The sequence below is a fragment of the Paenibacillus sp. CECT 9249 genome (assembly GCF_918697855.1).
Lineage (GTDB): Bacteria > Bacillota > Bacilli > Paenibacillales > Paenibacillaceae > MSJ-34.
Map to the genome: position 1 here is coordinate 1 of NZ_CAKKLI010000060.1, position 13,164 is coordinate 13,164.

At 44.1% G+C, this 13,164-nt stretch carries 14 protein-coding genes; 12 read left to right on the forward strand and 2 right to left on the reverse strand.

The window, feature by feature from the left end; all coding sequences use genetic code 11:
• Positions 1–147 precede the first annotated feature (147 nt).
• On the reverse strand, positions 148–1,143 hold the full coding sequence (locus LQ229_RS24320) for an ATP-binding cassette domain-containing protein (protein ID WP_230193148.1): 996 nt from the start codon (positions 1,141–1,143) through the stop codon (positions 148–150).
• Positions 1,144–1,330: 187 nt separating this feature from the next.
• Between LQ229_RS24320 and LQ229_RS24325 the strand changes: the two genes are divergently transcribed.
• The 8 genes from LQ229_RS24325 (at position 1,331) to LQ229_RS24360 (ending at position 8,100) form a co-directional block, all read left to right on the forward strand.
• A complete protein-coding gene (locus LQ229_RS24325) occupies positions 1,331–1,819 on the forward strand; it encodes a MarR family transcriptional regulator (RefSeq protein ID WP_230193149.1) in 489 nt (162 codons plus the stop codon).
• A gap of 78 nt (positions 1,820–1,897) precedes the next feature.
• A complete protein-coding gene (locus tag LQ229_RS24330; protein ID WP_230193150.1) occupies positions 1,898–2,035 on the forward strand; it encodes a hypothetical protein in 138 nt (45 codons plus the stop codon).
• Positions 2,035–2,466 (forward strand): AraC family transcriptional regulator, encoded by a 432-nt coding sequence (locus tag LQ229_RS24335; protein WP_230193151.1) that lies wholly within the window; start codon positions 2,035–2,037, stop codon positions 2,464–2,466. Before LQ229_RS24330 ends, LQ229_RS24335 begins: the two co-directional genes overlap by 1 nt.
• Before the next feature lie 24 nt (positions 2,467–2,490).
• On the forward strand, positions 2,491–2,673 hold the full coding sequence (locus LQ229_RS24340) for a GyrI-like domain-containing protein (RefSeq protein ID WP_230193152.1): 183 nt from the start codon (positions 2,491–2,493) through the stop codon (positions 2,671–2,673).
• Between the two features lie 33 nt (positions 2,674–2,706).
• Positions 2,707–3,654, forward strand: a complete 948-nt coding sequence (locus LQ229_RS24345; protein ID WP_230193153.1) for a hypothetical protein — start codon at positions 2,707–2,709, stop codon at positions 3,652–3,654.
• Positions 3,655–4,396: 742 nt separating this feature from the next.
• Positions 4,397–4,825 (forward strand): hypothetical protein, encoded by a 429-nt coding sequence (locus tag LQ229_RS24350; RefSeq protein ID WP_356711921.1) that lies wholly within the window; start codon positions 4,397–4,399, stop codon positions 4,823–4,825.
• Between the two features lie 108 nt (positions 4,826–4,933).
• Entirely contained in the window at positions 4,934–7,534 is a 2,601-nt protein-coding gene (gene ppsA, locus LQ229_RS24355) for a phosphoenolpyruvate synthase (RefSeq protein ID WP_216541302.1), read from the forward strand.
• A gap of 200 nt (positions 7,535–7,734) precedes the next feature.
• Positions 7,735–8,100: an alpha/beta hydrolase gene (locus LQ229_RS24360; protein WP_216541301.1), complete on the forward strand. Its 366-nt coding sequence runs from the start codon at positions 7,735–7,737 to the stop codon at positions 8,098–8,100.
• Positions 8,101–8,298: 198 nt separating this feature from the next.
• On the opposite strand, the gene LQ229_RS24365 is transcribed toward LQ229_RS24360, so the two are convergent.
• Positions 8,299–8,976, reverse strand: coding sequence for a hypothetical protein (locus LQ229_RS24365; RefSeq protein ID WP_216541300.1), 678 nt, complete (start codon positions 8,974–8,976; stop codon positions 8,299–8,301).
• A 358-nt stretch (positions 8,977–9,334) separates the two neighbouring features.
• Here LQ229_RS24365 and LQ229_RS24370 point away from each other — a divergent pair, with 358 nt between their 5' ends.
• From LQ229_RS24370 to LQ229_RS24385, 4 genes are all read left to right on the forward strand, one after another.
• A complete protein-coding gene (locus LQ229_RS24370; RefSeq protein ID WP_230193154.1) occupies positions 9,335–9,703 on the forward strand; it encodes a BlaI/MecI/CopY family transcriptional regulator in 369 nt (122 codons plus the stop codon).
• A gap of 1 nt (position 9,704) precedes the next feature.
• Positions 9,705–10,790 (forward strand): M56 family metallopeptidase, encoded by a 1,086-nt coding sequence (locus LQ229_RS24375; RefSeq protein WP_216541299.1) that lies wholly within the window; start codon positions 9,705–9,707, stop codon positions 10,788–10,790.
• Positions 10,791–11,262: 472 nt separating this feature from the next.
• The gene (locus tag LQ229_RS24380; RefSeq protein WP_216541298.1) at positions 11,263–11,751 is read left to right on the forward strand and encodes a sigma-70 family RNA polymerase sigma factor; all 489 of its coding nucleotides are present in this window, start codon (positions 11,263–11,265) and stop codon (positions 11,749–11,751) included.
• 540 nt (positions 11,752–12,291) lie between these two features.
• Positions 12,292–12,903, forward strand: a complete 612-nt coding sequence (locus LQ229_RS24385) for a hypothetical protein (RefSeq protein ID WP_216541297.1) — start codon at positions 12,292–12,294, stop codon at positions 12,901–12,903.
• Positions 12,904–13,164 lie beyond the last annotated feature (261 nt).

Genomic DNA, 13,164 nt, shown 5'->3' on the forward strand with positions numbered 1-13,164 from the left:
GGAAAGTGTATCCACATAATGTTGACTTGAACCGAACGAACTGGGAAACCTCCACTTTTTTACAGTCCGCGAGGCAGATCCACTATATTCAGTGTTTGATATTACGGGCTTTCGAAATTTAGGGTAATCTAATTTCCTTAAATAATATCATTGTTTTTCCTCCTTACTAACTCCGGAATCACGTAGGGATCTTCCTGTTTGTCTTAAAAACACATCATCAAGCGAAGGCTGTGAGAGGGAAAGGGAATCTACATCCATTTTGTATATTTTTAACCAATCAACAATGTTAGGTAAACATGTTGCGCTATCGTCAACATAAAGTCGAAGATGCTGTTTTTCCCAATGAACTTCACGAATATAAGGCTGCACATTTAGTTCTTTCTTCAGTTGATCTGTTTCAGGAGAGAATTGTTTTAGTTTAATTTCAATGACATCGCCAGCAACTTGTTTTTTAAGACCTTGAGGCGTACCTTCCGCAACGATCATTCCGTGATCTACGATAACTAATCTATCTGAAAGTATATCTGCTTCGTCTAGATAATGTGTTGTCAGAAATATGGTTGTCCCCATATCTCTCAATGTTTTAATCTGATGCCAAAGGTTTGCCCGATTTTGAGGGTCAAGACCAGACGTCGGTTCGTCAAGAAATAATACTTCTGGCTGATGGATGATTCCAAGAGAAATTTCAAGGCGTCTTTTTTGCCCGCCAGAGTACGTTTTAACCTTTCGATCAATCACTTTCTTTAGGTCAAATATTTCTACAAGTTCATTAGTACGATTTATTGTTTCTTCTTTACTCATACCGTACAGAAGTCCTTGAAGAAGCAAATTTTCACGCCCGCTTGCATTAGGGTCACCGCCACCTAATTGACTAACATAACCAATTCGTTTTCTGACTTCCTGTGGTTGATGCTTCACGTCATAGCCAACGATATAAGCAGACCCTTCATCTACTGGCAAGAGTGTCGTTAACATTCTCATGGTAGTTGTTTTTCCAGCGCCATTTGGCCCAAGGAAACCAAATACCTCTCCTCGTTGGACATTTAAAGATACTCCCCTGACAGCTTCAAAGGTTTCTTTTTTACCTTTGACATTCATTGTGAATTTTTTTTTTAGATTCTGAGTTTCAATGGTTAGAGACATAATGGTCCCTCCTTCATTTATTTTTTTATTGAAGTAACCAGAGAATGAAAACATTTTATCTCGTGAGATAAGATAAATTATATTTTGGCAGATAAAAGAATGAAAAGTATGATATCCTGATAATATATAAATAAACAAATATAATTTATCTCGCGAGATAAGATAATTTTATAGGAGGAAAATAGAAATGTCAACAGACAATTTTTCTAGAGAACAACTACTTCAAAAACTGTTTTCTCAATTCCAAGAAAACAGTACTCTAACTATTATGATTCATCAGGGAATTGCGACAAAATTAGGACTTAATGAAACAGACCATAAGTCTTTAGATATAATCGGTAAAAACCAACCTATGACTGCTGGCGAGCTGTCAGAATACACGGGGTTATCAACTGGGGCTGTCACTGGTGTACTGAATCGATTAGAGAAAATAGGATACATTTGTCGAGGAGAAGACCCAGCAGATAAGCGAAGAGTTATCATTAGTATAAATCAGGCTAAGTTAGAAGAAAAAATACCCATCGTTCTTGAGAATCTAACAACACAGACTAGAAAGATATTATCCATTTATAGTGATGAAGAGCTTCAATTTATTATTGATTTTTATATACGGTGTAACCACTATTTATATGAAGTTATAAAGGAAGACAAACAAACCAAACAAAGTTCAGAATAAATACAATCGCCAAACTGGGATTCGGGGAACGGAGCGAGTTAAACGCATCGTCCCTTTGTTTTCAAGGAAGACGGGCGATTGCGTGGAGCTGCACGGAGCCGGTACGGCTTCCGGCAGCAGGACATTGAGATTGGCGAAAATCTGTCCAAACCGGGCATAACCGGACAGGATGTTCTTCTGGAAGCCTGGTATGATAAGCGCAGGGAGGGATTCTGATGAAAGGGACCGAGTCTTTGCAGATGGCGATCGATTTTATCGAAAGCCGTTTAAGGGAGCCTTTAACCGTTGACCAGATCGCAAAACAAGCGAAGATGTCGCTGTTTCATTTCCAGCGGACATTCGCTGTACTGACGGGTGTTACGGTGGGGGAATATATCCGGCGGCGCCGGCTTACACTGGCTGCTTACGAATTGTTGAGAGCCAATATTAAAATCGTCGATCTAGCTGCCAAATACGGCTATGACACGCCCGAAGCGTTCGCCAAAGCTTTTCGCAGGCAGCACGGACTGCCCCCGAGCGAAGCGAAAGCGCGCGGCATGCTGGTCGCTTACAACCGTCTTACGATCCAGGTGAATGTAGGAGGTACCGAGCCGCTCAATGTCCGTATGGGCCGCGGAATATGTCGGGCCCCCGCCGGAAGATCTTAAGAGGATCGAAGTCCCTTCATTCCGGTGGGCTGTATTTGGGGTGACCGGACCACGTACGCTTTCCAGAGAACGTGGAAACAAATATACGACGAATGGTTTCCGTCCGTTGGCTACACCCAAGCCGGTCCTGTAGAGCTTGAGTTCTATCCCGACCATCATCCGGCAGCCCCTGATCATTACGCTGAGATTTGGATACCGGTCATGTAAAAAGAAATCTGTAAAAGGAGGTTGTATCAGACTATGACAACTTGGAAGACCGCTCTTCACTTCCCCTACATCGGCTCAGGTCCTTACTGCTATACGAATTCAATCGCGATGATGTTGGGTGAGCGCTCGCCCCAGACGGCGGTCATCGAATTCGCCACGAGCAGCCCGTTCGGCATGCAACTGATCGGAGGAACCTTACCGTTCTTCGATCCTTATGGGTGGACGCCGGAAGCCACGATCGACCATGCTCTTGCCGTCATGGGTTTCACAGCGGAGGTCGTGAACGGCAAGGATGCGGATGACGCCCTCTCCCACCTCGAAGCCGCACTTGAGAATGGTCCTGCCTTGGTCGGCCCCGTTGAGATGGGGCATCTACGGCACCAGCCGGGTAAGAACGGAGCGATCGGAGCGGATCACTATTTGGTAGTGCTCGATGTGGGCGACGGTCGCGTGCTGATGCATGACCCGCAAGGTTACCCCTATGCTTCATTGCCTTTGGATGATTTTATGGACGCATGGCGGGCGGAAACGATAGACTACGGTTCTCCTTTCACAATGCGCACGGCATTTCGGCAGGTGCGGGATGTTCCGGAGGAGGAAATCGTCCGTGCGTCAATACCTGCGGCAATCCGCTGGTTATCAATGGACGGTAGTCATGATTTACCGGCAGGTAGTCTTGGCAACGGCGACGCTGCCGAACGATTGGCCGAACGAATCGAGGCTGGTTGTGATTCTGAGCTTCGCGACGTTTTAATCCACTTCTTGGTTCGGGTGGGCACACGGCGAGTTGCTGACGCCGCCACCTGCTTGGCTCGCGTTGGCTATGGCCGAGCCTCTCAGATCGCGGCCGAGCAGGCGAAGCTGATAGGCTCGCTTCAGTACCTGCTGGTTGTCGGCGACGATGCGACCACAGCCTCTGCGCTGCGGGAGCTTGCGCCGACTTACGACCGTCTGCGAGAGGCACTGATCAATCAGCTGTGACCGCACATGAGCTTTCCGTTGATGGCAGGTTAAAGGCGTTGATGCCTGTTAAAGCGGAGTGACTTTTTCAACCGCTAATTCTAGATGGAGTCCGATAGCGCCCTCAGAGCTTCCTACTGAAAGCCCTGAGGGCTGTTACTTTCTCGTTATTTGGGGTAATACCTGCGAAGCTGACATTATCTAAACGAGCATGTGAAAAAACTTGAAATATAAATGATTAACAAGGAACTGCGCCCTTGCTAGGTTCAAGTATATTTGCGTGACTTTTTAAGGGGGACAATATGACGCTATAAACGATAGATAGATTTGCCCGTTGGATTATGAATTACTTTTATGGAATGGAAAACAAGATGGGAAGGAGTATAGGCGTTACACTTGCGAAGCCTTGGATATTTGCGGACAAAAGATCTCTGCACGACTGCCAAAGGCGGAAGGTCTGTAACTAGGCTGAAGGACGAAGAAGTGATCGAACAGATTGCCGAAAATACGCGTAGTCAAAGTTAGATTTATAAGCAAAGAGCGGCAATCGTTGCGGGCCAGTGTTCAGCGCAGCCAAACGGCAACAATAAAAAATAAATTGAACACGAAATAACACTATGATATAATCGATAGCGTCATTGGCAAATTTAAAATAAAGATTACATTAAATTTTATCCCTACTTTAATTGTACATCTGGAACTTTGATTTGTCAATGCTCTTTTTTATCCCCAAAAAACGGAAAAAGGAGTGTGTTCAGGGGAAATGGAAGCGAAGGATTGGCGGGAAGAACAGGAGCGGCTGGAACAGGTCCGGAACAAGCTGCAGGCGAGAATCGCCGAACTGGAGCCGGAGGTTGCGGGGCTGCGCGATCAGGCTTCAGACATCCGCAAGCGGTTTTGGGAAGAAGTTACGATCAACACAAGCACGGGCGGAGATTTCGAAGAGACCTACTATACGATTAACCAGCAGTCCGCGTTATTGGCCGAACGGGAGCGCGGCCATAAGCTGCTGACGGAGCAATGGAAAAGCATGAACCGTCTGCTCCCGTCTCCTTATTTCGGACGTTTCGACTTTAAGGAGGATGGTCTGGACTTCAGCGAGCAGATCTATATCGGCGTCTCTTCCTTCGTCGACGAAGACGGATTGAGCTTTCTGATTTATGACTGGCGCACGCCAATCGCGAGCCTGTAACATGATTCTGCAAATCTTCGGCGCCATCCTGCAGCCCGTCATCAAGACCGGACCGGTAAGCTCTTGTCAAATGTTTTTTCTCAATTTAATGGTTAGGAGAGATGTTGAATGAGTTCGTTGGTTCTCGGCTTCAAGGAAATCGAAAAAACACAGCTTTTGCTCGTTGGCGGAAAAGGGTTAAATTTAGGGGAATTATCAAAAATTCAAGGAATACAAGTACCCGAAGGATTTTGTGTTACAACAGCGGGATTTCAAAAAGCCATCGAACAAAACGAAATGGTTCATGCTTTGTTGGATCGACTAACCATGCTAAAAGTAGAAGAGCGAGATCAAATTGGTGAAATCAGCAGGAAGATTCGACAAATCATTATGGAAGTAGAAATTCCTTCCGATGTTGTGAAAGCAGTGACTCACTATCTCTCCCAGTTTGGCGAGGAACATGCTTATGCCGTGCGCTCTAGTGCAACTGCTGAAGATTTGCCGCATGCCTCTTTTGCCGGTCAACAAGACACGTATTTAAATATTATCGGCAAAGAACAAATTTTGCGACATATCAGCAAATGTTGGGCTTCCCTGTTTACGGATCGCGCGGTCATCTACCGCATGCAAAATGGATTTGACCACAGTCAAGTTTATTTATCCGTTATCGTTCAAAGGATGGTTTTCCCGCAGGCTTCAGGGATTTTATTTACCGCTGATCCGATTACCTCCAGCCGGAAGGTGCTATCCATCGATGCCGGCTTTGGACTTGGAGAAGCGCTGGTCTCCGGTTTGGTATCTGCCGATGTTTATAAAGTGCGGGATGAGCAAATCGTCGACAAGAGGATAGCAGCCAAGAAAATAGCGGTCTATGGACGGCAAGAAGGCGGAACAGAGACCCAGCAGATCGATCCCGATCAGCAGAAGACGCAAGCCCTTACGGACCAACAAATTTTACAACTGGCACGCATCGGAAGACAGATCGAAGCTTATTTCGGCCAGCCGCAAGATATCGAATGGTGTCTGGATGACGATGCATTTTATATTGTCCAGAGCCGGCCGATCACGACGTTATTCCCAATTCCTGAAGCGAATGACCAGGATAACCACGTTTACATCTCTGTCGGGCACCAACAAATGATGACCGATCCTATCAAACCGCTCGGATTGTCCTTTTACCTATTAATGACTCCAGCGCCGATGCGTAAAGCTGGCGGAAGGTTGTTTGTTGATGTTGCACAAATGCTGGCTTCACCAATCAGCAGAGACTCATTATTAACTACCATGGGACAACATGACCCTCTCATGAAAGACGCACTTATGACCATAATTGAACGAGGAGATTTTATAAAATCGTTGCCTGATGATGAAAATGCGCCGAATCCCAGAAGAAGCAATCCAGATCCGCTGGCACAATTCGATAACGATCCGACAATCGTCTCGGATTTAATCAAGCGCAGTCAAGCGTTGATCGAACAGTTGAAACAAAACATTCAAACGAAGTCGGGATCGGCGTTATTCGATTTTATTCGGGAAGATATCCAGCAATTAATGAAGTTCTTGACTGACCCGCAAAGTTTGAGTGCCATTATGGCCGTTATAAATGCTTCAAGATGGATCAATGAAAACATGAACGAGTGGTTAGGCGAAAAGAATGCGGCGGATACGCTTACTCAATCTGTGCCGAACAACGTTACGTCGCAAATGGGTCTGGAGCTAATGGATGTCGCAGATGTGATTCGTCCCTATCCTGAGGTCATTGATTATTTGCAAGATGTAAAAGCGGATAACTTTTTGGATGAACTCCATAAGTTTGACGGCGGACAGGAAACCCGGGACGCGATCTATGCTTTTCTCCAAAAATACGGAATGCGGTGCACCGGAGAAATCGATATAACAAGAACGCGATGGAGCGAAAAACCGAGTACGCTTGTCCCCATGATCCTGGGCAACATTAGAAACTTTGAGCCTCATGCCGGCAGCTTGAAATTCGAACATGGGCGACAGGAAGCTATGGACAAAGAACAAGAGCTTTTGGAACGATTGAAGCGTCTTCCGGACGGTGAGACAAAAGCCAAAGAAACCAAACGAATGATCGACATCGTTCGGAATTTCAGCGGTTACCGGGAATATCCCAAATACGCTTGGATGAATCACTACTTCGTTTATAAGCAGGCTTTGCTGAAAGAAGCCGAACGACTTGTACAAGCGGGCGTGATCCATGAAAAAGAAGATATATACAATCTCACTTTTGAAGAACTTCACGAAGCCGTACGCACCCATAAACTGGATAACCAGATCATCAGCAAACGAAGAGACGAGTACAAATTATTCGAAAAACTAACTCCGCCACGTGTGATCACGTCTGATGGCGAAATTATTGCAGGCGAGTACAAACGAGAAAATCTCCCGGTGGGAGCTATTGCGGGTCTGGCTGTTTCTTCCGGAGTGATCGAGGGGCGAGCGCGTGTCATTGTAAATATGGAAGCTGCTGATCTTGAAGAGGGAGATATATTAGTCACGACGTTTACTGACCCTAGCTGGACACCATTGTTCGTCTCCATAAAAGGCCTGGTCACCGAAGTTGGCGGACTGATGACCCATGGCGCAGTGATCGCACGTGAATATGGCTTGCCGGCAGTCGTCGGAGTGGAGAACGCGACCAAATTGATAAAAGATGGACAACGAATTCGCGTGCATGGAACAGAAGGGTACATCGAAATATTGTAATGTCTGAATACGTCAAGTAAGAGCCTCTGTCTAATGGATGGCATTAAATGCAACCTGTCATGGATAAAAGGGCGGTTACCCTGTTCGTCCTTTTATCTACCCATCTTCATTAGGTAATTGGCAGTAAATCTATTGCAGTAATGGATGACGATAGCTCAAAACTGTAAGTCGATAATACTGACTGGAGTGACCGAGAATCTGTGGCGAACTATCTTGTTGAGGGTGAGCGCCCCTTTGCGGGTGGTGGAATCTTTGATGAAGACTGGATGCGTGAAATCGCCCGCAATGTTTTCGACCGTACTCGCAATCTTGCTGCACAACTGACGAATCCATTCTTGATCGATGCTGGTAGCCCTTGGCGTGAAAAACTAGCTACTATTACCGTACCGGCACTTATTATCCACGGTACCACTGATCCCCTCTTTCCTCTTGCCCACGGCGAAGCACTCGCGAGAGAGTTACCTAATGCCACGCTGCTGCCGCTTAAAGAGGTTGGGCATGCGCAGTTGCCGCTTGATATATGGGACATAGTTACGAATAATATCATTCAACACGCAAGCCCTTAAAAGCTCACTTTTCGCGGATTGTAAGGTTTGCACATAGAAATCTACGATGTCGGGGGGCCTTTAACGTTTGATAGAGCAGGCACTCAGGCAATACATAAAAAATCGCCAGTTACTTGCCAAGCAGGCAAGGCATGGCGATTTTTCTTATTTTCCCCTTCATAATCATCCATTTAGATCGTCTCGACCAACGGTAGATTTTTATTTTGGGTCATCAACTACACTCATCTGCGCATATCCTTCTGTGCTGTACGTACTCGCCCGAGCCCCATAGGCGGTGTCTTTCTTCGGGTTATTGAGATATATTTTTCCGCCTTCTGATACATAGTTTACATAACCCACGTCCTGACCAGTGTCGAGATCAGTGTACCCGCCATTATAGCTTGTCCCTGGTAAAGAGTCAGCTTGCATTGTAACTCTGTTGACGCTGGAGAAAAATGTGTAAAACGGCAGTGTAGATTCATCATTAGACGGTTCAAATAGGTAGACGAATCCTACATAATTCGCGGCTTGGATCTGGAAATCTTGTGTCTCCAGCTTAGTTAACTGTTCTTTACGCACATTCTCATTCAATTTAGGAACATCCCAACCCGGAAACAGATCCGAAAATTCGGGAAGCTCTTCAATCGTTCCATCTGGCCGCTCATACGAAACCTGACCATCGACAGTCCATGAAGCGCTGTAAATAATGGAATTCCTTGCCTCCAAAATGGCGTCCTTCCATTCCTCAGGCGCTGCGTCAAGATCGGAATACGCGAGTTTCTCAGGTGGCAGGGAAGCGTAGTAGTTCTGTTGATCACTCGCAAGCGCAAGGTTTGGAGTGATGAGTATGACAAATAGAGCAAGAGACGACAAAACTGAGAGAGCAATTTTTTTCATATTAGTAGCCTCCAATCTAAAAATTATAGTTTGATATCAAATGTTAGTGAAGTATCATGCTGTCCTGCCTGAAGATATACGTTAATTGTCCATCGGAATCACCCCCATTTCATAATTGTTAAACTGCGGAGTATACCTCTTCATTACATATATGTCTTAAAATTTCGATTTGGGGACAAGTTTCTTTTCAATTTTTACAGTAACTAGCTTCATTAAAGACAATTCAGATGTTGTGTTACACTAGATTTCCTGTAATCGCAGATTATTAAAGATTATTAAAGAGGCTTTACAAATGTGTAAGGCAAATGTAGAATACGATTGTAGACAATTGTCTTATAGGAGCGGAGTGATTGGAGCAATGAAAAAACTGCCGGATGCAGAGTTTGACATTATGAAAGTGGTGTGGGCCAATAAACCGCCTATAACGACCAATATCATTATGCAACAGCTTGGAAACGAAAGGGGATGGAAAGCGCAGACGGTCATTTCCCTTATGTTACGACTGGTGGAACGTGGCTTCATCCGAACTGAAAAAAATGGAAGAGAGCTCAATTATTTTCCTCTTATTAGCAAGGAGGACTACCTGAAATTTGAAACGGGCGACTTTATGGAGCGGTTTCATGCGAATTCCTTCGTCAGCTTGGTTGCTACGTTGTATGCCGGAAACAAGTTAAAGGACAATGACCTTGACCAACTGGCTAAGTGGCTGAAAGAAAAGAGGGATTGATATGCAGGGATTTTTAGCTACCCTGCTCCAATGCTCTGTTTCTATGTCATTGGTGACGCTTGTGTATGCGGCATTAAGGCCCCTTTTATCAAAACGATACGCCGCAAAGTGGAATTATGTGGTGTGGCTGCTGATTGCAGCAGGCTGGATATTCCCCTTTCGTCCACGGATTGACCTATTGTTTCTCCCTGTGCAATCAACTATCAATACCATACCGCTTATGGACATAGGGGATATTGGAAACAACTGGGCAACGATCCCTTTATGGTGGGTGCTTGCAGCGATTTGGGGGGGTGGTGTTTTAAGCATTGTATTGTATCATGCTTTGCGGCATGATCGCTTTATGAAGATGGTACGCCGATGGAGTGAGCCTGTAACCGATTTGAAGATTTTGGGGGTTTTGGACAGTTTAAGCTCGGAACATGGAATTAAAAAACATATAGGGTTAAGCGTGTGTGAGAGTGTTACAAGCCCTATGCTCGTTGGCTTTTTCCGGCCTGTCATTTTACTACCGCCTATTAAAATTTCAGACGATGATTTTTCTCTGATTCTAAGACATGAGTTGATTCATTTCAAGCGGCATGACCTCTGGTACAAGGCAATGATTCTGACGGCAACCGTGTTTCATTGGTTTAATCCGGTGGTGTATCTTATGGCAAGAGCGGCAGCGGAACAATGTGAAATCTCCTGTGACGCATTGGTTTTACAAAACGCAGATTATCAACAGCGAATGCGATATGGCGAAACCATTATTGATGTTGTCAGGAATGGGGAGAAGCTCCAAACAGCATTATCAACTAATTTTTATGGAGGGAAAAAAGGTTTGAAAAATCGCATTTCTTCAATCATGGACCTAAAGCGTAAGAAGGCTGGCGTTTTAATCCTTTGTATGGCGCTGGTGGGAATTATAATGACTGGATCAGCGCTGGCCGCAGCAGATAACGCAGATGGCCCGCCAGAATCTATTACTACTCCATCTGTTACTTCGTCTAATAACAGCGATAGCGTTAATGATAATAGTAATAATAACGAAGTAACGCGCCTCAAGGAATTGTTGCACCGACTCTACATCGTTAACGGTAAGTAACTCATTGAACTGCTCGAAACACACCAAGCAGCCTTTGGATAAGAGCCTCGGTGAACACCTGTTGAGGCAGAAATTATAATGAGGAAGTGTCATCCACTTCCCTAGGAGTAAGGAGAAAGGCAACCTTTTAGCGGGTTGCTTTTTTTCTTCGACTGACCATTTAGCATACAATACCTATCTTCCGTACTTTTTAAGCACTGTTCCAGGTTATTTCCAAAGTTTCTTTCTTCCGCTGAATTACTCTTTAAATTTTTGGCAGCCAAAATGATACCGCTAAAAACTTCCCTTATGACGTACAACGTTTCATTGCCTTTCTCGGGTTGCACCCTGGTCATATGTTGTTTAAAAAAAGCGTCATATCTTCCCTTCATAAGTCGTTTATAGAGTAAAGGCGAAACATCATAATGCATTTGGACAAATTGATACCGAAAATAGATTGGAAAACTGTAAATAGAGAGGACGGTGAGAAAATATGGCGCTCAACGATAACCAACGTCGCGCCATTAGAGCATTATACATGGAAATGTATTATTTATTGTCGGCATATGCACAAAACGTGCTGAGTGACCGTTCACTTGCTGAAGAAGCTGTTCAGGAAACATTCAGAATTGCATGTGCTAAAGCCGACAAATTCTTATTTAGCCCCAATCCGAAAGGCTGGTTATTAAATACGCTAAAGAATGTTATTAGCAATAAAGTTCGCAGTCAGGCATCTCTCAAAAGTATAGTATTTTCTTCCTTGGACTTAGATGAAAACAATATCCCTGGAGATACTGATGTACCGAATGTTGATTTTTTGTACTCTGACTTGGCCAATAATGAAGACTATAAATTGCTTAAAAAGATTGTTGTGGATAAGTATTCAATGTTGGAGGCTGCTCAAGAAGTTGGAATTTCAGTGGAGGCTTGTAAAAAACGAGTTCAGAGAGCAAAGAAGAAGTTGAGAAAACAAGTCCAATAGAATCACGTTTGATAGAGATAAAGGATGCCTTAGCAAACTCACGGAGAAAACAGCCAGCCAATAAACGAAAGCTATTTTACAAGAAATTCACTTATCTAGATATGTCCTATCATAAAAAAGGGGCGTTAAACAGCGAAGAAAGGGGATGATTACTCCAAGGAGAAAGGTGAGAATTAGGAACTGGTCATCAAATCGAATGGAGATGGGGGCTTCCCGTTTTGAATAAATAAGGGGATGCGGATAATTCGCTATTTTGCATGCTCGTTTCATTTTTTTCGTCAAGTTTGCTTGGGATAGTTCGTTATAGTAGTAGATATACCCAGAAGGGAGCCGGAGTTTTGGAACATGTAGATCGAATGTATAAAGGGGGAATTTTATGAAATGACGAATCGAACATGGACAACGTGGGCGTCGGATCATTAAACCGCTTAAAGACGAAAGAACAATACAATTAGAGCTAATACAACCGAGTCAGCTCCTTCTAGGGTATATCGGTCGTTGGATGAATGGACTTAAAAAATGACGGAGGTGGCAAGTTTTATGAAGGTACGCAAGTTCTTTTTTTCATTCTTGTCAGCTTTGATGGTTGCGAGCGTAGTAATGGTTGCCTCAGTATCCGCAGCGCCGGATTCGGGAAACAACTGTAGTTCTATTCCTAGCGGAGGGGAGCAGGGAATTTTTGCCGAGGATACGTCTCCTAGAGGGAAAGTTCAACATGTTAATAAAATCGAACCCATTATGGTAAATAACGCGTCAACAAATTCGATCACCGGACCTCTTTCTTCAGAAGATTTTTCGACCATAATGTCAGAATCTTTGCCTTTTGATTTTACATTCTCCTTTAAGGCGAATCTAACTTCCAGAAAGTTCAATTCAACCGGTGACAGTGTAACGATTGAAATAAAAGACTCTTGTTGGGTCGATTCTGACGGATACGAATTAGATGATCAGTATTTCGCTATTTATCTCTACACAGGCGACGGAGATCTGGTCGGGTATACATTAAGCATGCCTGTATGGTGTGACGGAAACTATTCGTCTCACTCAGTTACCTTTGACAAGGTACCTAAAGGAGATATTTATTTCGTTTTATCGAAGCCATATACCACATATGATTATGAGTTGAGCGGTTACGGTCAGATTCGCAATTAAAAGATGTGGGGAAGGGGGCATCTCTTCCCCGTTCACATCTGTAAAGGAGGATGCTTGAATTCACGAGTTGCAACAAGAATATGTAGTGTCGTAATATTTATTATATATCTCCTCTATGTACTATTTCATTTTACCCTAGATTATACATTTGATGTTAACAGAATCCTTTGATTTTATCGCAAGGAATGTTTTGGGTAATATAGCTCTCTTTTTACCGTTTGGATTTTTAATGCCCATTTTATTACCGGCAAATCATAAAAA